Here is a 19,122-nt window from a genome sequence, read left to right as displayed (position 1 = left end):
CCGGTCAACGCGTGCAGAACTGGACGCTGGCCGATGGAAACCTTTGGACAGAGAGCCGGCGTCAATTCCTCGTCTCGGCCGTTGGCGGGCAAACAGCCGGCCAACTTCGCCTGTCCGGGACGCCGTTCATGAGGAGTGCTAGAGCGCGCGAGAACTGGCCGGCGAAGCGGCGGCTTTGCCGGATGGAGTTGGTGAATTGGTGAAGATGCTTCGGTTCGCTGTGCTCTTGGTCGGCTTCGGGCTGATGGGCGGCAGCATGGCGCAGGCCCAGACGAGGTCGCTGTTTGGAATCCAGGATGGGCGGACCGAGTTCATCCGCCAATGCACCGCGCACATGACCGGGCGGTGGGCGCATCCCGACGCGGTGTGCGGCTGTCTCCATGATCATGCCGCTGCGATGGTGCCCGACAGCGATCTGCGTCAAGCCTTGCTCCGCGGCATCCGCGAGAGCGGCGTGCCGACCATCGACAACAACTGGGTGCCGCAAACCAAGCGGTCGGAAATCAGCGCAACCTTCACGCTGATCGCCAAACCAGCGCTGCAGTGCATGTTCGATCCGCTGGACTAGCCGACTTCCACCCCAGGAGACGAGAACTGCGTCAGCGCCGTACCCGCTGGATGCATTTCCGCGTGGCCGCCACACCCGTGGACGTCAGCGTCGAGCCCGTCACTTCCTTGATCTGACCGTTTGGGCAGGAGCCGTCGTCGACCAGGATCTTCTGGCCGAGTCGCAATCCGGTGATGTCTTGCTCGCGTGAAACTTGCTGCTGTGCGGCGGCCGGAGCTGCGACAGCGATCAGCATTGCGGCGCCGAGCGCGACGACAGACGCGCGCTTGAGTTGTGAACGGAACATCGGATCTCCTGAGCAGTGCCGAGGCATGAGGGCATGATTCGACTGCAGGGCCAAACTGCATGGGAAATCGGGCGATCTGTGGTTTGATCGGCGCTCCGGTGTCAGAGCTGACAACAAAGGGGTGCCCATCCGCATGAGTGACAACGACCTTCAGCGCCGCATTCTCGATGCCGTGGATGCCGGCTTCGATGCCCAACTCGCCACCACGAGCGATTTCGTTTCAATCCCGAGTACCCGCGGGGCCGAGGGGCCGTGCCAGGACATGATCGCGGATCTGCTGCGGCAGCGCGGCTACGAAGTCGACGACTGGCACATCGATCTCGACGAGCTGAAGGACCTGCGCGGCTACGGGCCGATCGAGCACGACTTTTCGAAAGCCCGGACGGTGGTCGGCACCTATCGGCCGACCAACAATGCCGGCCGGTCGCTGATCCTGCAGGGCCATTGCGACGTCGTGCCGGCGGGGCCGCTGGAGATGTGGGACACTCCACCGTTCTCGCCCGCGATCAAGGACGGCCGGATGTACGGCCGCGGCGCATGCGACATGAAGTCCGGCACCATCGGCGCGCTGTACGCGCTCGATGCGATCAAGGCCGCCGGCCTGCGTCCGACGGGGCGGATTCACTTTCAATCGGTGATCGAGGAGGAGAGCACCGGCGTCGGCGCGCTCTCGACCCTGCAGCGCGGTTATCGCGCCGATGCTTGCTTCGTTCCCGAGCCGACCGGCGGCAAGATGGTGCGCTCCCAGGTCGGGGTGATCTGGTTTCGGCTGAAAGTGCGCGGTTTTCCGGTCCATGTGTTCGAAGCTGGGTCGGGATCGAACGCCATCACCGCGGCGTATCATCTGATCCACGCGCTGGAGAAGCTCGAGGAGGAGTGGAACAGGCGCGCCGCGAGCGATCGCCACTTCAAGAGCGTGGCACATCCGATCAATTTCAATCCCGGGATCATCAAAGGCGGGGACTGGGCTTCCAGCGTGCCGGCGTGGTGCGACGTCGATTGCCGCATCGCCATTCTGCCGGGCTGGTCGGTCGCCGACCATCAGGCCGAGATCATGGCCTGCGTCACCGCGGCGGCGCGCGACCACCGCTTCCTGTCGAACAATCCGCCGCAGGTGGAGTGGTCGGGCTTCCTGTCGGAAGGCTACGAACTGACCAACTCGGCCGAACCGGAGGCCGCCTTCGGCAAGGCGTTCTCTGCGGTGTACGGCGGTGCGCCGGAGGATCTGGTGTTCACCGCGCTGACCGATACCCGGTTCTACGGCCTCAACTACAACATCCCCAGTCTTTGTTTCGGCGCTTCCGGTGCGGCGATGCACGGCTTCAATGAATACGTCGATCTCGACTCGCTGCGGCAATCGACCAAGGCGACGGCGCTGTTCATCGCCGAGTGGTGCGGCGTCGAGCCGGCCTGAGGCACAGTCTGCGTGCGGCGCCGATGACCTGACAGGTCATTGCGCCGAGGCGGAGCTGCAGGCATCGGTCCGCCGGAGATCCAACAGAGCGACGGTGGGCAGCCCGCGCCGCCGTCGCCACATCGGCGGGCGACGGGGAGGGCGACGATGACGCCGCTGGAGAAAATCAATTCGATTCCGCTGCCGTTCGCGGCGCTGATGGGGCTGCGCTTCACTGAAGCCGAACCCGACCGCGTCGTCGCAACGCTGCTGGTACGCGACGATCTCTGCACCGTCGGCGCCAGCATTCATGGCGGCGCCGTGATGGCGCTTGCCGACAGCGTCGGTGCGGCCGCCACCGTGCTCAACCTGCCGGCAGATGCCAAGGGCACCACAACGCTGGAGAGCAAGACCAACTTCATCGGCCCGGCGAAAGCGGGCTCGACCGTAGTCGCCACGGCCACGCCGGTGCATCGCGGGCGGCGGACCCAGGTGTGGCAGACCCGAATCGAGACCGAAGACGGCAAACTGGTCGCCGTGGTCACCCAGACGCAAATGGTGTTATGATACGGTTTGTGGCCTACGTAAGATTACGAGGGTGCGGTGCGAAACCACCCTCGGAGCACCGTTTGCGCTTCCTCAAGCTTTCTTAAACGCTTTAGTTTAGAAAGGTTTTGCCAAAGTTCGAAGGCTCTTTGCCGTTCTTTGCTAGGCGTCGCCTGCGAATGGGTCTTGAATATTATTGTGCAATGCACAATATGACTTCTGTCTAGGGAAGACGAACGCCTCCTTGAGGGTCGCCCCGAGAGGAGAGAAGACTTATGCACGACGCTCTCATTGCCGATCTTACCGGCTCAAAAGGGACGATTCGATCCCTGATCAATCAAGAGCTGCCGCTGCTGCGGGATCATCTGTTACGTCTCGACGCCGAGAGCCGGCGCGATCGCTTCAACGGCTTCGCCGACGAAGGCTTCATCGATCGCTATGCCAAGAAGTGCGGCGGCGACGGCACCATCATCATCGCGTTCTTTGCGGAAGACGGCTCCGTGCACGCGGCTGCCGAGCTGCATCAGCCCGATCTGCACTTCGACTCGCTTCCCGAGATCGCCTTCAGCGTGGAAAGCCATCTGCGCCGCAAGGGCATCGGCAGCATTCTGTTCAAGCAGCTGATGGAGGTCGCGCGCTCACTCGGTTACGAGAAGCTGCGGATCACCACAGGCTCGCAAAATCAGGCGATGCGCGCGCTCGCCAACAAGTTCGGCGCGCACCTGACGTTCCGCCAGGGCGAATCCACCGGCACGATCGACCTCGTCCAGCAAGACGATGTTGCTCCTGAGGCTGCTGCGCGGGCGATCGACATTCCGGGCGGCGCGGCGAATGCTCTGATTGCCTTCAATCAGGCGTGCTGGAGTCTGTTTCTGCGCATGTCGGGCTTCAATCGCGCGGCCTGACCGGCCGAGCCCCCGCAAAACAACAACGCCGCGTGCTGAAGCCCGCGGCGTTGTTCTGTTCAAAGACAATGCACTCGAAGGCGAGCGCTGAAGCCGGCGTCAGATCCGCTTGTCGTTGCCGACGATGCGGCGCGACACCCGGCGCTCGACCACGACGGAGCGCTGGAAGCCCTGTTCGCCGGTGATCACCCGCGAGGTACGAGCCGAAGCGCGGGCAGACTTCCGGACTTCCTTCAGGACGGCTTCGACCGGCATCCCCATCAGAGACGCGGCAATCTCTGCCTGCGAGTCGACGTCGTCGGTAATGCCGGCCGCCGCGAAAATCGCTTCTTCAAGAGTCGGCGGGTCGCGTCGAACGCGCCGCACGCCGTATTTGGTGTTCCAATCTTCGCTCATCGACTGCCTCAGGTTGAGATGGCTTACCTAGTGGAGCCGATGTTGCATTGCAATATTGAAAATCGGCAGGATGCAACGACCTTGGTCGAAGGTGGCCCGCCACCGCTTGCGACAGATCAAACGCAGTTCAGGATCATGGCAGCCCTGCGCCGAAGCGCAGGGCGGCCGCGCATCAGGCTCTGAAAATCGTCAGGCCGAGAATCAGAAGCACGAGGAAGATCACCACGAAGATATAGAACAAGATTCGTGCGATATCGGCTGATGCCGCCGAAATGCCGGTGAATCCGAAGAGGCCGGCGATGATCGAAACTACCAGAAAGATCAGCGCCCATTTCAAGATCGTCATCACGTTCATCCTTAGTTGAGACTGGGGCTTGAACGGGGCGCAAACGCAATGGTTCCGGGATCCTCCGGGGCCGGCCAAGGAGGCCGATGGGGGGCGGGGCGTCGGGTGGCGATGCCGATCCTGGCCGGTGCGGCAAGTCGGTTTTCGCCGAACGCGAGGCTCCTCCACAATCCTTTGTCGGGCTTGGTCGGTTTAAACCTCCGTGCGGATTGGCTAGATTGCGGCCGGTCGAGGCCGCGTGCAGCGGCCAGTGGCGGGTCGCTGGCGACCGGTGCGACCGCGTGTTTGGGGATGAATGATGATGACGAGATCGTGGGCCGCCGGCGGATCGGCAGTCCTGCTCGCGCTGTTACTTGGGGGCGTTGTCACCTCCGCACACGCGCAGTCGGCGGATTTGGTGCTATGTGATCGGATCGCTGCCGATCCGGCCGATCCCGACAAGCCTTCAGACGTTAAGGGTGTCGCGCAGATTGCAGCTGGGGACGTGGCGACCGCGGTGAAGTACTGCCGGATTGCTGCGGCCGGATCGCGCCGGGCGATGTATGCCCTCGGCCGTGCCTATGCGGCAGGTGGCCAGACTGCTGAAGCGCTCGCAGCCTACCGCAAGGCCGCCGACAAGGGGTCGAGTTCGGCGATGGTCGAGCTCGGCGTCGCCTATGCCACCGGCGCGGGACTGCCGAAGGACGAGGCCAAGGCGCGTCAGTTGCTGGAGCGGGCCGCGGCGGCGGGCAATCCGCGCGGCATCAGCAATCTCGCCGCACTCGGCGGCGGGGCTTCATCGGACCCCGTCAAAACCCGAGCCTTGCTTGCCAAGGGCGCAGAGAGTAACGCCGAGGCGCAATATCAGCTCGGGTTGATGCTGGCTGAGGGCCGCGGTGGTCCGAAGGACGACATCGGGGCGCGGGCGTTGTTCGAAAAGGCGGCTGGGCAGGGCCATCCCGGCGCGCTGATGCAGATGGGCGCCTTCGCCCAGGCTGGCCGCGGCGGTCCGAAGGACAGCGAAGCGGCCAAGGCGTACTACGAAAAGGCTGCTGCGCTCGGCAATACCGAAGCCAAGGCGGCGCTGAAGCGGAGCGATTGCCCCTATGTGGTCAAGGACAAGCGCGGAAACGTGGTGACAAACCTATGCTTCTAGGCAATCGGCGCGACTACGCCTGATCAGACGTCAACCGAATCAAACCAAACTCGATCACGTTCCTGGAGCGTCGGCGCCGTGCGCCCTCTGATCCAGGTCAATCACAGGGCGCAGCCGTTATGGAACAGACGCGGGACCGAAATCGAGTGCTGCCCGGCCGACACCGCGGTGCGCTGCCTCGGATTCTGGCAGCGCGGCAACTGCCGCGACGTGTCCGCCGCGGTTCGTTAGACGCTGCCCAGGGGTAGGCAATGAGCCAGCAGAAGAGGGGCCTCGGCGTCCTGGTCAGCGCGATCGGCGTCGTCTACGGCGACATCGGTACCAGCCCGCTCTACGCGATGAAGGAGACCTTCGCGGGCCACCATCCGATTCCGGTCGTGGCCGACAACATCTTCGGCGTGCTGTCGCTGGTGTTCTGGACGGTGATGCTGCTGGTCACGGTGAAGTACGTCATCGTCATCATGCGCGCCGACAACCATGGCGAGGGCGGAAGTCTGGCGCTGCTGGCCCTGGTCACCGAACTGACCCGCGGGCGCCGCGTGCACTATCCGTTGATGATGCTCGGCGTGATCGCAGCGGCGCTGTTCTACGGCGACAGCATGATCACCCCTGCGATTTCAGTGCTCAGCGCCGTCGAAGGCCTCGAGGTGGTGACGCCTGACCTCAAGACCTATGTGGTCCCGATCACCGCGGTCGTGCTGACGATTCTGTTCTGGATTCAGTCGCGCGGCACGGGGCTGGTCGGCCGACTGTTCGGGCCGGTGATGTGCCTGTGGTTCGTGACGCTCGCCACGCTTGGCATCGTCAATATCGTGCATGCGCCGGAAGTGCTCGAAGCGATCAGCCCGACCTATGCGATCGAGTTCGTGATCCGCCATCCGCTGATGAGCTTCTACGCGCTCGGCTCGGTGGTGCTGGCGGTCACCGGCGGCGAGGCGCTGTACACCGACATGGGCCATTTCGGCAAATTTCCGATCCGGCTCGCCTGGTTCGGTTTGGTGCTGCCGGCGCTGCTGCTCAACTATTTCGGCCAGGGCGCACTTCTGATTCATGATCCGGCGGCGATCCAGAACCCGTTCTTCCGGCTCGGTCCGGAATGGATGGTGATGCCGATGGTGGCGCTCGCCACCATGGCCACGGTGATCGCATCGCAGGCGGTGATTTCCGGCGCCTACTCGGTTGCGCGGCAGGCGATCCAGCTCGGCCTGTTGCCGCGGATGACGATCGTGCACACCTCGGGCGAGGAGGCCGGCCAGATCTACGTGCCGTTCACCAACTGGACCCTATATCTGGCCGTGATGGCGCTGGTGATTGGATTCCAGTCGTCGAGCAATCTCGCTGCGGCTTACGGCATCGCCGTCACCGGCACGATGATGATCGACACGATCCTGGTGTCGTTCGTCGCCGTGCTGCTGTGGCGCTGGCATTGGGGCCTCGTCGCCGTCGTGGTCGGTACGCTGCTGCTATTGGATTTCGCCTATTTCGCAGCCAACATCATCAAGGTGGCGCAAGGCGGCTGGTTCCCGCTGTTCATCGGCTTCATCTCCTTCACCGTGCTGACGACATGGCGGCGGGGCCGGGCCCTGGTGCGCAAGCAATTGAAGAAGCAGGCGGTGCCGCTCGATGTCGTGCTACGCGCGCTCGGACCGAACGTGTCCCGGGCTCGCGGCACTGCGGTGTTTCTCACCGCTGCGACCGACGGCGTCCCGCCGGCACTGCTGCATAATCTCAAACACAATCAGACCGTCCATCAACGAGTGATCCTGACCACGGTTTCGACCGCTGAGACGCCTTACGTGCCCGACGCTGAGCGCGTCCACATGACCGACATCGGAGACGGCTTCCATCGCCTGATCATCCGCTACGGGTTCATGCAGACTCCCGACGTGCCGGCCGCGCTCGCGCTGTGCAAACAGTTCGGGCACGAGTTCAACATGATGTCGACGTCGTTCTTCCTCAGCCGGGAAACCTATGTGCCAAGTCTCAATCCAGGCATGGCGCTGTGGCGCGAGCGGCTGTTCACCTTCATGACGCTGAACGCGACGCGGGCGACGACGTTCTTCAAGATCCCGACCGACCGCGTGGTCGAACTCGGCACGCAGCTCGAGATCTGACGAGACCGATCAGGCGAGGCCGAGCGAGAACGCCAAAGTGCCGACGACGGCGTGCGAGACGATCAGCGGCCAGATATTCAGCGTGCGCCAGTACACGAAGCCCCACACCACACCGAGCAGGAAGGTGTTGAGCAGCAGCGCCGGGTCGCCATAGCAGAGGTGGATCAGCGAAAACAGCGCCGCCGAATACAGCACATAGGCCCAGCCTCCATGCTGCATCCGGTCCGTAATCAGCTTCGGGATCGAGCGGCACACCACTTCCTGGCACGGGCTCGAGACCAGCACGTAGAACGGCGCGAAGCTGAGCCACGCCGGCGGCTGGGCATCGAAGCTGAACAGACGGGTCTGAAGCAGCATGATTCCCGAGATCAGGCTGGTGACCGCGATGGCGCCAAGCCAGTGCCGCCATTGATGCGGACGGCCAAAACCGAGCTCGCTGAACGAGAAGCCGGCCCATAGGCACAGCCCAATGCACAGCGCCGACACCGTGATCAGCGCGCCCATCCGGTACTCGAACGGCAGCAGTCCGAACTGGATGGCGAGACCCGGAGCCGCCAGCAGCAGGGTCAGTCCTGCAAGCGGGGCGAAGCGCAGGGCGGGATGCCGCGCGGCCGGAGATGGGTATGCTGGGAACCGTCGCAAAATCGTCATAGGACCCATAATCCGGTATTGGCCGGTGGGTTCCAGTGCGGAATGCTCCGAGGTCAGCGGCGCACGCCGGCTCCGACGCTGATGCTGCCGCCGAGCTTGACGCAGGTCGAACTGCCTTCCAGCTGAACGAAGCCGGGGCCAAAGGCCGAGCAGGGATTACGTCCTGATCCTGGCGCCCGAGGAGCCGGCGCGCTGGTCTCGGCCAATGCCTTGGGGACCGCGGACTTGCGCGGCTCAGCCCCAGCCGAAACTGGAAGCAGGACGGCGAGAACGATCAGCATGTACTTCATCGGTGCTGATGTAGCGCTTGGGCGACGATCTGACTAGCCGCCGAGGTTGTGGAGCCGAGCGGGCTTGCCCAAAACCCGCCGCATTCTCAACGCCGTGCTTGCGCCGTGGACGGGCCGGGCTGCGGCACCCGGCACGCTTGACGGCGCTGGGCGTGTTCGGTTTGTGGATCATCGCCGCGGCAGCGGCCGGCCGCATGTGGTTCGGGGCAAGGGACGGGGATTTCGATGAGGACGATCATGGTCGTTGCGGCGCTGCTCGTGTCGAGCGCGGCGCTGGCGCAGAACAACGCACCGGCCGCAGGCAATGCGCCTGCTGCGGGACATGCTACGCCGATGGTCGGCGATCAGCCGCTGTTGCAGATCAAGCCGAAGGGGCACAAGGCTGCCAAGAACACGGCGGCGGCGAAGCCGTCGGTCGCGGAACAGATGAGGGCGTGCCTCGATATCGAGGACGCCACGAAGGAAAGGCTCGAGTGCTTCGACGCGATCTATCCGCCGAAGCCGAAGGCGACCAAGCCGGGCGCCAAAGCGAAGCCGGCCAAGGCTGCGGCGGATTGTCGCTTGCTCAAGGAAGAAGACGAGCGGCTTGCTTGCTACAACGGCTTCGCCGACAAGCCCGCGGCCGCACGCAAACCGGCGGCTGCGCCCAAGCCGCCGGCTGCTTCCCAGCCCGCAGCGGCACCGAAGTCCTGACCGCGCGACGGGCCTGAACTATCAGCCGTTCAGTCCCGCCGTTGCTCCTGCCGGATAACGCGACCCGCCGATGGTAGGGTGGGTGGCGCGGGCGTGGTTCAGCGTGTTTCCGCCCAGCGGCGTCAAGCTGCTTCCGGATTGGGCAGGCAGCTTTCGTTGGCGCAGGAGAAGGGTGGTTCAATCTCAGTGTCCGCCCAGGCGCAGCCGCCGCCGGCGCGCTTGGCGGCATAGAGTGCACGGTCGACCCGCTCGAGAAATTGCGGAGTCGTGCGTTGGCTCAGGGCCGCGCCACTGACAGCGATGCCGGCGGACGCGCCGATGCGGACCGGCAAATCGGACAGCAAGAACGGCAGCGACAGCTCGAACACAGCCTTGCGCGCAAGAGCCGATGCTTCGGCATGACCTTGCTCGTCGGCGGCTACCGGTTTCAGTAGCATGAATTCATCGCCGCCGAATCTGGCGGCGATGCCATCGGTCCCGACGCAGGCCGACAGGCGCTCGGCCACTTGCCGCAGCAGGTCGTCGCCGGCCTGGTGTCCGTGCCGGTCGTTGATCGGCTTGAAGCCGTCGAGGTCGATAGCGATCACGGTGAAATCGCCGCGGACCTCCGACAGAGCCTGCAGGAATCCGGCGCGGTTGGGCAGGCCGGTGAGAAAGTCGTGGTTGGCCTGACGCGCCAGCCGATGCTTGGCTTCAAGCCGCTCGGTGAATGCGGCGCTGAGATGCTTGGACGCTTCGCGTAGCGTCAGCCAGAACAGCACCAGCATGCCGGCGCCGATCTTGTAGGCGAGCTCCGGTCGCATCATGCCGGCGATCATGGTGGGCATCAGCAGCGCCGCTGCGGCGGTGAGGATGATCCACGGCCGGATCGCCGCGCGTGACACCATGCCGACGCAGTACGACATCGACAGGCCGAACGCGATCCAGGCGCCGGGGGCATCGCCGAGCTGCAGCGCACGGAACGACAATGCACCGAGCGCCAGGCTGAAGGCGGTGGCGCCGGCGCCGTACAGACGTTCCCAGCGCACTACATCGGCGTCGGTGAACTGCGCGGCGCGAGCCTTGTAGCGCATCAACGAGATGACCCGCGCGGTGGCGGTGACCAGGATGAAAAACGTAATCACCGCATAGCCCGGATCGTCTCCGAGCAGCGTGAGAGTCAGCGCGCCCGTCACCGACGTCACGCCGATTGCCACCACTTGCGGTAGCGAAGTGTAGAGCAATTCGACCAGCTCGCGGCGAATCCGCGGGTCGGGATGCAGGTATCTGGACAACACCGTGAGAGGCATAGTCCGCAATATCGGAGCCACTTCCTAATAACCGATGGCAACCACGGGCGACAGTCGGTAACCCGCTCTTGCTATCGTTAACGAGTTGTCAACGACGTCGAGGCGGAGCTACTCCGCAGATCACACCGGCGGCCAATTCCGAAGCGCCATGTCGGCGAGCTTGCGAAGCTGGTCGCGCGGGGCGCCGCTCGCTGCCTGGACGGCCATGCCCTGCAGGATCGCCGAGACGTAGCGGGCGAGGTCGCCCGCGTGGGAACCGGACGGCAGATCGCCCTCGGTGACAGCCCGGCTCAGGCGGTCTCGCAGATCTTCTTCGGTCTTGCCGCGCCGCGCCGCAAGTTCCTGCTTGATCGTCTCTGCGGCGTCGCCGCAGCACAGCGCGCCCTGGACCGCCAGGCAGCCGGGGTTGCTCGGATCGGACATCGCATCCGCGGCGCCGTACAGAATGTGCTCGACGACTTCGCGCGCAGTCGGCTTCTGCAGCCCGGCCTGATAGTAGCTGCCCGGCCCGTCGACGTAGCGATCCAGCGCTTTGCGGAACAGCTCTTCCTTGTTGCCGAACGCGGCATAGAGGCTGGGTTTGGTGATGCCCATCGCGTCGGTGAGGTCGGTCATCGACGTGCCCTCGTACCCCTTGCGCCAGAACACATGCAAAGCGCGGTCGAGCGCCGCATCGACGTCGAATTCGCGGGGGCGTCCCAGGGTCATGGCTGGATCTCCAGAGATTTCTACCGAGCGGTAGATAAGTCTCTTGACAGTGGATGTCGATGGTCCATCTATACCGGACGGTACGAATGTGTGCGCTGCAGCGTGGTGGAGCGGGTGTTCGATTCACCCTCACTGCAGGGCGAGTTACTGAGATCGCTCGGCTTTTTGCAAGCCTGGCGGATACGGATGGGGTTCCTATGGCGATTGGCTTCACTCGGAAGTTCGCATTTGGCGGCGTGATCGCCGCGGTGGCGGCGGGGGTCGGCGGCGGGGCGCTGCTGTTGAACCAGGCGCCCGGGGCAAAGGCGCAGACGGCGGGGCCGCCGCCGGCCGTTACCGCTTCGGTCGCCACCGTCGAGGCCAAGGCGACCACGCCCTCGGAAGAGTTTTCGGGACGGCTCGAAGCGATCGAGCGGGTCGAGATCCGCTCGCGGGTTGCCGGCGCTGTGCAGGAGATCCAGTTCAGGGAAGGCACCCTGGTCAACAGGGGCGATCTGTTGGTCCGGATCGATCCGTCGCTGTATGCCGCCGAGGTCGATCGCGCCCAGGCGCAATTGTCGGCAGCGCGTGCGCGCGTCGTCTTCACCAAGGCCGATGTCGAGCGCAGCCAGCAGCTCTCCAGCTCCAGCATCACCCAGCGCGAGGTCGACAATCGCCTCAATGCCTATCGCGAGGCCGAGGCGAACCTCAAATCCGCCGAGGCGGCGCTGAAGACCGCCGAGCTCAATCTCAGCTACACCGAAATCCGCGCACCGGTGTCCGGCCGCGTCGGCAAGGTCGAGATCACCGTCGGCAATCTGATCGCCGCCGGCCCGAGCTCACCGCTGCTGACGACGCTGGTCTCGGTCAATCCGATCTATGCCAGCTTCAATGCCGACGAACAGGTCGTGACCCGCGCGCTGAAGACGCTGGCTGACGAAAACACCCCGGGCGCGATCGAGCGTATCCCGGTCGAGATGACGACGGTTGCGGGCAGGGCGCCGGTCAAGGGCAAGATGCAGTTCATCGACAACCAGGTCGATCCGCGCTCCGGGACGGTGCGGGTGCGCGCGGTGTTCGACAATGCCGACGGTCGGCTGATGCCGGGCCAGTTCGCGCGGCTGTCGATGGGGCAGCCGAAGCCGGAAGCCGCGCTGCTGGTCAGCGAGCGCGCGGTCGGCACCGACCAGAACAAGAAGTTCGTGATGGTGGTCGATGCCGACAACCACGCCCAGTATCGCGAGGTGACGCTCGGCCCGGCGGTCGATGGTCTGCGGGTGATCTCCTCTGGTCTGAAGGCCGGCGAGCGCATCGTCGTCAACGGCCTGCAGCGGGTCCGTCCCGGCGTCACCATTAAGCCGGAGACGGTCGCAATGGATGCCGCCTCCAGCAAGACGGTCGCACAGAACTAACCGTCGCGGCTCCGCCGCGAAGGCGGGGCCGAACCTCATCGTTTCAACAGACAGTCACGCGGCAGACGTTCCGTCCGCCGCGCAGGGATGATTGCGCTTCGCGCGCGAGCGAACCGGCGGAACACAGCCATGAATTTCTCAAAATTCTTCATCGATCGCCCGATCTTCGCAGGCGTGTTGTCGGCGGTGATCTTCCTCGCCGGCCTGCTGTCGATGCCGGTGCTGCCGATCTCCGAATATCCGGAGGTGGCGCCGCCGACCATCGTGGTGTCGGCGCAATATCCCGGCGCCAATCCGAAGGTGATCGCCGAAACCGTGTCGACGCCGATCGAGGAGCAGATCAACGGCGTCGAGAACATGCTGTACATGAGCAGCCAGGCGACCACCGACGGCAAGATGACGCTCAACGTCACCTTCCGCCTCGGCACCGATCCGGACAAGGCGCAGCAGCTGGTGCAGAACCGCGTCTCGCAGGCCGAACCGCGGCTGCCGGCGGAAGTCCGCGCGCTCGGCATCACCACCATCAAGAGCGCGCCCGACCTTACCATGGTGGTGCATCTGATGTCGCCGAACGACCGTTACGACATGACGTACCTACGCAACTACGCGGTGCTCAACGTCAAGGATCGTCTGGCGCGGATCCCGGGCGTCGGGCAGGTGCAGTTGTTCGGCTCCGGCGACTATTCGATGCGGGTCTGGCTCGATCCGCAGAAGGTCGCCGAGCGCGGCCTGTCGCCGGCCGACATTGTGCGCGAAATCCGCGCCCAGAACGTCCAGGCCGCGGCCGGGCAGGTCGGTAGTTCGCCGGGCGAGCCGGGGCTCGACCTGCAGCTCTCGATCAACGCGCAAGGCCGGCTGCAGACCGAAGAGGAATTCGGCGACATCATCGTCAAGAACGGCGACAACGGCGAAGTGGTGCGGCTGCGCGACGTCGCGCGGATCGAACTCGGGGCCGCCGACTACGCGCTGCGCTCGCTGCTTAACAACAAATCCGCGGTGGCGATCCCGATCTTCCAGTCGCCCGGCTCCAACGCGATCCAGATTTCCGACAACGTCCGCGCGACGATGAAGGAGCTGAAACAGAACATGCCGGACGGCGTCTCCTATGACATCGTCTACGATCCGACCCAGTTCGTTCGCGCTTCGATCGAGGCGGTGATCCACACCTTGCTGGAAGCGATCGCGCTGGTGGTGCTGGTGGTGATCCTGTTTCTGCAGACCTGGCGAGCCTCGATCATTCCGTTGATCGCAGTGCCGGTGTCGGTGGTCGGCACCTTCGCGGTGATGCATGTGTTCGGCTTTTCGATCAACGCGCTGACCTTGTTCGGCCTGGTGCTGGCGATCGGCATCGTGGTCGACGACGCCATCGTCGTGGTCGAGAATGTCGAGCGCAACATCGAGCGCGGCCTCGGGCCGAAGGAAGCCGCCTATCAGGCGATGCGTGAGGTGACCGGGCCGATCATCGCGATTGCGCTGGTGCTGGTCGCGGTGTTCGTACCGCTCGCCTTCATCACCGGGCTCACCGGGCAGTTCTACAAGCAGTTCGCCCTGACGGTTGCGATCTCGACGGTGATCTCGGCGTTCAATTCGCTGACGCTGTCCCCGGCGCTCGCGGCGCTCCTGCTGAAGGGCCACGACGCGCCGAAGGACGCGCTGACGAAGCTGATGGACAAGACGCTCGGCTGGTTCTTCGTGCGCTTCAATCGCTTCTTCACCCGCAGTTCGGAAGCCTATGGCGGCGGCGTCAAGCGCGTGGTGTCGCGCCGCGCGGTCGGCATGGGGCTGTATCTGGTGCTGGTCGGCGCCACTTTCTACTTGTTCCACGCGGTGCCGGGCGGCTTCGTGCCTGGACAGGACAAGCAGTATCTGGTCGGCTTTGCGCAACTGCCGGACGGTGCCACACTGGACCGCACCGAGGAGGTGATCCGCCGGATGGGCGAGATCGCCCAGCAGGAGCCGGGGGTCGAAAACTCGATCCAATTTCCCGGCCTGTCGATCAACGGCTTCACCAACTCGTCGAACTCCGGCATCGTCTTCATCGGGCTGAAGGACTTCGCTGACCGCAAGAGCCCCGCGCTGAGCGGCAACGCCATCGCGCTGTCGCTGAACAAGAAGTTCGCCGGCATCCAGGATGCGTTCATCGCGATGTTCCCGCCGCCGCCGGTCGCCGGCCTCGGCACCATCGGCGGCTTCAAGTTGCAGATTGAGGATCGTGCGGGGCTGGGTTACGAGGCCCTCAACGATGCCACCAAGGCGTTCGTCGCCAAGGCGAGCGCGCAGAAAGAACTGGCCGGGCTGTTCACCAGCTACCAGATCAACGTGCCGCAGCTCTATGCCGACGTCGACCGTACCAAGGCGCGGCAGCTCAACGTGCCGGTGACCTCGATCTTCGAGACCATGCAGATCTATCTCGGCTCGCTCTACGTCAACGACTTCAACAAGTTCGGTCGCACCTATTCGGTGCGGGTGCAGGCGGATGCCAAGTTCAGGGCGCGGGCCGACGACATCGGCCAGCTCAAGGTGCGCTCGGATTCTGGCGAGATGATCCCGCTGTCGACGCTGCTGCGGGTCAAGGAGAGCGCCGGGCCGGAGCGGGCGATGCGCTACAACGGCTTCCTCACGGCGGACATCAGTGGCGGTGCCGCGCCCGGCTTTTCGACCGGGCAGGCGCAGGCTGCGATCGACCGCGTCGCCAAGGAGACGCTGCCGAAGGGCGTATCCTATGAATGGACCGAGCTGACCTATCAGGAAATCATCGCCGGCAACTCGTCGCTGATCGTGTTCCCGGTGGCGTTGCTCTTGGTGTTCCTGGTGCTGGCCGCGCAATACGAAAGCCTGACGTTGCCGCTGTCGATCATCATGATCGTGCCGATGGGGCTGCTCGCCGCAATGTTCGGCGTCTGGATCAGCAAGGGCGACAACAACGTCTTCACTCAGATCGGATTGATTGTCCTTGTTGGTCTGTCGGCGAAGAACGCCATCCTGATCGTCGAATTCGCGCGCGAACTTGAATTCGCGGGGCGCAAGCCGATCGAGGCGGCGATCGAGGCTAGCCGATTGCGGCTTCGGCCGATCCTGATGACCTCGATGGCGTTCATCATGGGCGTGGTGCCGCTGGTGACGTCGAGTGGTGCCGGTTCCGAGATGCGCCACGCCATGGGTGTTGCGGTGTTCGCCGGCATGATCGGGGTGACAGCCTTCGGCATCTTCTTCACCCCGATGTTCTATGTGCTGCTGCGTGCCCTGGCCGGCAACCGGCCGCTGACGCAACACGGCCAAGGGACTGTCGATCAGGACGCGCCGCTGTCACCGGCCTCACATGAGCTGGAGCCACGCCGGCACACCGCCAACGGTGTGCATCCCTGATGCACACCTGCTGCTGCGGCCGGTTCGGTCAAGTTGTTATTGGACCCTTTCGGCGGAATCGCGGACAGTAGGGACGGTATCTTCGCCGAGGGTCTGGCGCGCGATCCACTGCGTCACCGCCGAGAGATCGCCGCCGGCGTCGTGATAGGCACGAAGCTGGGCGTCCGCGGAGTTGCCGTGCTCCAGGATGCTGCGGCAGCCTTCGACCTCGGCGGCGCAGCCGAGTGATTTGGCATCGGGCAATACTTGCGCGATCACCTTGTCGAGGAATTCACGGATCTCGATCGGACCGTCTTTGGAGGCAAAGACGCAGTCGGTGCCGTAGCGCTGCGCGCGCCATTTGTTCTCGACCGCGATCGCGCGTTCGACGTTGTCGACCTGTTGGGCGGAGGCAGGATGCTCGCACAGGTACTTGATCAGTGCCCGATACAGCGACGCGATCAACACCGCGTCCTCCAGCCGCGTGCACACATCCGGCGCGCGCAGCTCGAGCGTCGGATGGCGGAACGACGGCCGCAGTGCCCACCAGACGTAGCTCTCGTTCGGCATTACACCCGAGCACACCAGCGCTTCGACATAGGCGTCGTATTCGGCTTGGGTGGTGAACAATTCCGGCAGCCCGGTGCGGGGCAGTTCGTCGTATGCGGCGAGGCGATAGCCGCGAAGGCCGGTCTCCTTGCCGTTCCAGAACGGCGACGAGGTCGCCAGCGCGATGAACAGCGGCAGGTACGGGATCATCGCCCGCATCACCCCAACGCGTTCGGCCTGCGGCGGAGTTTGCACGTGGACGTGCATGCCGCAGAGCATGTTACGGTGACCGATGGCGCGCAGATCCTCGATCATGTCGGCATAGCGCTGCTTCGGGCTCGGCTTGGAGGCCTGCCACGACGCCGTCGGATGGGTGGCGCTCGCCATGATGACGAGGCCATGCTGGGCTGCGGCGGCTGCGACTTCGCTTCGTAGAAAGCGCAGTTCCTTGCGGGCGTCGCTGGGATCGACGTGAACGTTACTGGCGACTTCGATCTGCGCCTGCAGCATTTCGCGCATCGCCTGGCCGCCGGTCGACCAGCTCGCAGTCTCGAACAGCCCGTTCGGCGTCTGCATCGCCACTTCGTAGGTCTCGGCGTCCGCGAGGAAATATTCTTCCTCGACGCCAAACGAATAAGCCGCATCGGCGTCGACTCCGATCGCGGACCGGATCACCAAATGCTGCTGGCTGGCGCTCAAATTGAGCCGCAGCTTGTCCAGGATTTTCGGATCAAATGGCATGGGCCTGCAACCACGCTTCGAGGAGGGCCGCCTGCCACAGCCGCGAATGACCTTTCGGACTCATCTCTGCTTCGGGCTGGTCGAGCATGTGATCGATGAAATCGGCACGATACAGGCCGCGGTCGCGTGCCGCCGACGACGTCAGAGTGTCGCGAACGTAGTCGAGGAAATCGCCGCGCAGATGCCGCAGCGCCGGCACCGGAAAATAGCCTTTGGGCCGGTCGATCACGTCCGCGGGGAGCAGGGCGCGCGCAGCTTTCTTGAGGATGTATTTGCCGCCGTCGCCGAGCTTGAGCGAGGCAGGAATCCGAGCGGCGAGTTCGACCAATTCGTGATCGAGAAACGGCACCCGGGCCTCCAGGCCATGAGCCATGGTCATGTTGTCGACGCGCTTGACCGGATCGTCGACCATCATGATTTCGGCATCGATCTGCAACGCCTTGTCGACCGGGGTGCTTGCCGAGGTCTGATCGAAAAAGTTTTCGACGAAATCCGAGCTGTGGTCGTCCGTGACAAGATCCGGCGTCAGCAGCTTGGCGATGTCGGAATGCCTCCAGTCGAAATACACCTCGCGATACTTGTCCGAGGCGTTGTTCGCGGCGAGCATCGACGGGTACCAGCTGTAGCCGCCGAACACTTCGTCGGCTCCTTGGCCGCTTTGCACGACCGTCACGCGTTTGGCGACTTCTCGCGACAACAGATAGAAGGCGACCGCGTCGTGGCTGACCGTTGGTTCGGACATCGCCTGAATCGCATCCGGCAAGTGCCGCAGGGCCTCGCCGCCGTCGATTCTGATCTGCTCGTGCGAGGTCGAGAAGTGCTTCGCGACGAGGTCCGAATAATAGAATTCATCCCCGCTGTGTCCGCCGACGCTCTCGAACCCAATTGCGAAAGTTTTCACGTCGCTGTGGCCGAGCTTTGCGAGCAATGCAACGATCAGCGACGAGTCGAGGCCGCCCGACAGCAGCACGCCGACCGGCACGTCGGCAACCCGGCGGCGATCGACCGCGGTCAGCATCGCGTCGGTCACCGCTTCGGTCCATTCCTGTTCGGTCATCACCCGATCGTCGCGCGAGGCACCGACGGCAAAGTGCCAATAGCGCCGCGTGGTCCGGGAGCCGTCCGGCTCCAACGTGAGAAGGGTGGCCGGCTCCAACTTCTTGACGCCGCGCAGGATGGTGCGCGGTGGCGGAACCGCCGCGTGGAAGCTGAAGAATTGATGCAGCCCGACTGGATCGAGCGATGTATCGACGCCGCCGCCCGCGAGCAGGGCAGGCAGGTCCGACGCGAATCGGAAAGAGGTCGGTCCGTCGACGTAATAGAGCGGCTTGATGCCGAGCCGGTCGCGCGCCAGCACGACCCGTCCGCTGTCGCGCTCCCACAACGCGAAGGCGAACATGCCCTTGAATCGCGCGACGCAGTCGGCGCCCCAGGCATGATAACTCTTGAGAATGACCTCGGTATCGCCTTGCGAAAAGAACCGATAGCCGCGCTGCGTCAGTTCCTCGCGCAGTTCGCGGAAATTGTAGATGCAGCCGTTGAAGACAATGCCGAGACCGAGCTCGCTGTCGATCATCGGCTGCTGCGCCGCAGGAGCCAGATCGATAATGCTCAGGCGCCGGTGGCCGAACGCCATCGGGCCCTGCGCGAACAATCCTTCGGAGTCAGGTCCGCGCGTTTGCATTGCGCGGGTGACTGCCTTCAACGAAGAAATCGAAGGCTCGCCACGGGTGCGGATTTCTCCGCAAATTCCACACATCTTTGCTCAAGGCCTCC

The 19,122-nt window shown here is 64.2% G+C and carries 18 protein-coding genes; 9 read left to right on the top strand and 9 right to left on the bottom strand.

The features are described 5' to 3' along the window. Positions 1 to 205: 205 nt before the first annotated feature. On the top strand, positions 206 to 568 hold the full coding sequence (locus tag DNX69_RS09190) for a hypothetical protein (protein WP_234826923.1): 363 nt from the start codon (positions 206 to 208) through the stop codon (positions 566 to 568). 31 nt (positions 569 to 599) lie between these two features. On the opposite strand, the gene DNX69_RS09185 is transcribed toward DNX69_RS09190, so the two are convergent. Beyond that, positions 600 to 854, bottom strand: a complete 255-nt coding sequence (locus DNX69_RS09185; RefSeq protein WP_110785697.1) for a DUF6719 family protein — start codon at positions 852 to 854, stop codon at positions 600 to 602. A gap of 133 nt (positions 855 to 987) precedes the next feature. On the opposite strand from DNX69_RS09185, the gene DNX69_RS09180 reads away from it, so the two are divergent. From DNX69_RS09180 to DNX69_RS09170, 3 genes are all read left to right on the top strand, one after another. Beyond that, complete coding sequence (locus DNX69_RS09180) at positions 988 to 2,268, top strand: ArgE/DapE family deacylase (RefSeq protein ID WP_110785696.1); 1,281 nt, start codon at positions 988 to 990, stop codon at positions 2,266 to 2,268. Between the two features lie 147 nt (positions 2,269 to 2,415). Continuing rightward, entirely contained in the window at positions 2,416 to 2,814 is a 399-nt protein-coding gene (locus tag DNX69_RS09175) for a PaaI family thioesterase (RefSeq protein ID WP_110785695.1), read from the top strand. 254 nt (positions 2,815 to 3,068) lie between these two features. Further along, positions 3,069 to 3,698 carry a GNAT family N-acetyltransferase gene (locus DNX69_RS09170; protein WP_110785694.1) on the top strand — a complete coding sequence of 210 codons (630 nt, stop codon included), beginning with the start codon at positions 3,069 to 3,071 and terminating at the stop codon, positions 3,696 to 3,698. A 99-nt stretch (positions 3,699 to 3,797) separates the two neighbouring features. Here the strand turns inward: DNX69_RS09170 and DNX69_RS09165 are convergent, their stop codons facing one another. Next, entirely contained in the window at positions 3,798 to 4,094 is a 297-nt protein-coding gene (locus DNX69_RS09165; protein WP_110785693.1) for a hypothetical protein, read from the bottom strand. Between the two features lie 172 nt (positions 4,095 to 4,266). Then, entirely contained in the window at positions 4,267 to 4,440 is a 174-nt protein-coding gene (locus DNX69_RS09160; RefSeq protein WP_110786038.1) for a DUF1328 domain-containing protein, read from the bottom strand. Positions 4,441 to 4,738: 298 nt separating this feature from the next. Here DNX69_RS09160 and DNX69_RS09155 point away from each other — a divergent pair, with 298 nt between their 5' ends. Both DNX69_RS09155 and DNX69_RS09150 read left to right on the top strand, forming a co-directional pair. Further along, positions 4,739 to 5,575, top strand: a complete 837-nt coding sequence (locus tag DNX69_RS09155; RefSeq protein WP_110786037.1) for a tetratricopeptide repeat protein — start codon at positions 4,739 to 4,741, stop codon at positions 5,573 to 5,575. 251 nt (positions 5,576 to 5,826) lie between these two features. Next, positions 5,827 to 7,689, top strand: a complete 1,863-nt coding sequence (locus tag DNX69_RS09150) for a potassium transporter Kup (protein WP_110785692.1) — start codon at positions 5,827 to 5,829, stop codon at positions 7,687 to 7,689. A gap of 9 nt (positions 7,690 to 7,698) precedes the next feature. On the opposite strand, the gene DNX69_RS09145 is transcribed toward DNX69_RS09150, so the two are convergent. Together DNX69_RS09145 and DNX69_RS09140 are read right to left on the bottom strand one after the other, a co-directional pair. Continuing rightward, entirely contained in the window at positions 7,699 to 8,349 is a 651-nt protein-coding gene (locus tag DNX69_RS09145; RefSeq protein WP_110785691.1) for a CPBP family intramembrane glutamic endopeptidase, read from the bottom strand. Between the two features lie 44 nt (positions 8,350 to 8,393). After that, the gene (locus DNX69_RS09140; protein ID WP_110785690.1) at positions 8,394 to 8,630 is read right to left on the bottom strand and encodes a hypothetical protein; all 237 of its coding nucleotides are present in this window, start codon (positions 8,628 to 8,630) and stop codon (positions 8,394 to 8,396) included. Positions 8,631 to 8,855: 225 nt separating this feature from the next. Here DNX69_RS09140 and DNX69_RS09135 point away from each other — a divergent pair, with 225 nt between their 5' ends. Further along, on the top strand, positions 8,856 to 9,323 hold the full coding sequence (locus tag DNX69_RS09135) for a hypothetical protein (protein WP_110785689.1): 468 nt from the start codon (positions 8,856 to 8,858) through the stop codon (positions 9,321 to 9,323). 122 nt (positions 9,324 to 9,445) lie between these two features. Here DNX69_RS09135 and DNX69_RS09130 read toward each other — a convergent pair whose 3' ends face one another. Beyond that, entirely contained in the window at positions 9,446 to 10,612 is a 1,167-nt protein-coding gene (locus tag DNX69_RS09130; RefSeq protein ID WP_110785688.1) for a GGDEF domain-containing protein, read from the bottom strand. A gap of 120 nt (positions 10,613 to 10,732) precedes the next feature. After that, on the bottom strand, positions 10,733 to 11,320 hold the full coding sequence (locus tag DNX69_RS09125; RefSeq protein ID WP_110785687.1) for a TetR/AcrR family transcriptional regulator: 588 nt from the start codon (positions 11,318 to 11,320) through the stop codon (positions 10,733 to 10,735). Positions 11,321 to 11,517: 197 nt separating this feature from the next. Here DNX69_RS09125 and DNX69_RS09120 point away from each other — a divergent pair, with 197 nt between their 5' ends. Next, positions 11,518 to 12,711, top strand: a complete 1,194-nt coding sequence (locus DNX69_RS09120) for an efflux RND transporter periplasmic adaptor subunit (RefSeq protein WP_110785686.1) — start codon at positions 11,518 to 11,520, stop codon at positions 12,709 to 12,711. A gap of 129 nt (positions 12,712 to 12,840) precedes the next feature. Then, positions 12,841 to 16,077 carry an efflux RND transporter permease subunit gene (locus tag DNX69_RS09115; protein ID WP_110785685.1) on the top strand — a complete coding sequence of 1,079 codons (3,237 nt, stop codon included), beginning with the start codon at positions 12,841 to 12,843 and terminating at the stop codon, positions 16,075 to 16,077. Between the two features lie 36 nt (positions 16,078 to 16,113). On the opposite strand, the gene DNX69_RS09110 is transcribed toward DNX69_RS09115, so the two are convergent. Both DNX69_RS09110 and DNX69_RS09105 read right to left on the bottom strand, forming a co-directional pair. Further along, complete coding sequence (locus DNX69_RS09110; protein ID WP_110785684.1) at positions 16,114 to 17,346, bottom strand: carboxylate-amine ligase; 1,233 nt, start codon at positions 17,344 to 17,346, stop codon at positions 16,114 to 16,116. Continuing rightward, positions 17,336 to 19,105, bottom strand: a complete 1,770-nt coding sequence (locus DNX69_RS09105) for an N-acetylglutaminylglutamine amidotransferase (protein ID WP_110785683.1) — start codon at positions 19,103 to 19,105, stop codon at positions 17,336 to 17,338. Before DNX69_RS09105 ends, DNX69_RS09110 begins: the two co-directional genes overlap by 11 nt. Positions 19,106 to 19,122: the final 17 nt, after the last annotated feature.

This window comes from Rhodopseudomonas palustris, from assembly GCF_003226555.1.
In the GTDB taxonomy this organism is placed as follows: Bacteria; Pseudomonadota; Alphaproteobacteria; order Rhizobiales; family Xanthobacteraceae; genus Rhodopseudomonas; species Rhodopseudomonas palustris_I.
This window is presented reverse-complemented; position numbering and strand designations above follow the sequence as displayed.

Excerpts from the sequence above, each read along its gene's own strand:
- DNX69_RS09105 (WP_110785683.1), bottom strand. The coding sequence starts at position 19,105 with ATGTGTGGAATTTGCGGAGAAATCCGCACCCGTGGCGAGCCTTCGATT.
- DNX69_RS09175 (WP_110785695.1), top strand. The coding sequence starts at position 2,416 with ATGACGCCGCTGGAGAAAATCAATTCGATTCCGCTGCCGTTCGCGGCG.
- DNX69_RS09150 (WP_110785692.1), top strand. The coding sequence starts at position 5,827 with ATGAGCCAGCAGAAGAGGGGCCTCGGCGTCCTGGTCAGCGCGATCGGC.
- DNX69_RS09190 (WP_234826923.1), top strand. The coding sequence starts at position 206 with ATGCTTCGGTTCGCTGTGCTCTTGGTCGGCTTCGGGCTGATGGGCGGC.
- DNX69_RS09185 (WP_110785697.1), bottom strand. The coding sequence starts at position 854 with ATGTTCCGTTCACAACTCAAGCGCGCGTCTGTCGTCGCGCTCGGCGCC.
- DNX69_RS09145 (WP_110785691.1), bottom strand. The coding sequence starts at position 8,349 with ATGGGTCCTATGACGATTTTGCGACGGTTCCCAGCATACCCATCTCCG.
- DNX69_RS09160 (WP_110786038.1), bottom strand. The coding sequence starts at position 4,440 with ATGACGATCTTGAAATGGGCGCTGATCTTTCTGGTAGTTTCGATCATC.
- DNX69_RS09115 (WP_110785685.1), top strand. The coding sequence starts at position 12,841 with ATGAATTTCTCAAAATTCTTCATCGATCGCCCGATCTTCGCAGGCGTG.
- DNX69_RS09110 (WP_110785684.1), bottom strand. The coding sequence starts at position 17,346 with ATGCCATTTGATCCGAAAATCCTGGACAAGCTGCGGCTCAATTTGAGC.
- DNX69_RS09155 (WP_110786037.1), top strand. The coding sequence starts at position 4,739 with ATGATGACGAGATCGTGGGCCGCCGGCGGATCGGCAGTCCTGCTCGCG.
- DNX69_RS09125 (WP_110785687.1), bottom strand. The coding sequence starts at position 11,320 with ATGACCCTGGGACGCCCCCGCGAATTCGACGTCGATGCGGCGCTCGAC.
- DNX69_RS09140 (WP_110785690.1), bottom strand. The coding sequence starts at position 8,630 with ATGAAGTACATGCTGATCGTTCTCGCCGTCCTGCTTCCAGTTTCGGCT.
- DNX69_RS09130 (WP_110785688.1), bottom strand. The coding sequence starts at position 10,612 with ATGCCTCTCACGGTGTTGTCCAGATACCTGCATCCCGACCCGCGGATT.
- DNX69_RS09180 (WP_110785696.1), top strand. The coding sequence starts at position 988 with ATGAGTGACAACGACCTTCAGCGCCGCATTCTCGATGCCGTGGATGCC.
- DNX69_RS09135 (WP_110785689.1), top strand. The coding sequence starts at position 8,856 with ATGAGGACGATCATGGTCGTTGCGGCGCTGCTCGTGTCGAGCGCGGCG.
- DNX69_RS09165 (WP_110785693.1), bottom strand. The coding sequence starts at position 4,094 with ATGAGCGAAGATTGGAACACCAAATACGGCGTGCGGCGCGTTCGACGC.
- DNX69_RS09170 (WP_110785694.1), top strand. The coding sequence starts at position 3,069 with ATGCACGACGCTCTCATTGCCGATCTTACCGGCTCAAAAGGGACGATT.
- DNX69_RS09120 (WP_110785686.1), top strand. The coding sequence starts at position 11,518 with ATGGCGATTGGCTTCACTCGGAAGTTCGCATTTGGCGGCGTGATCGCC.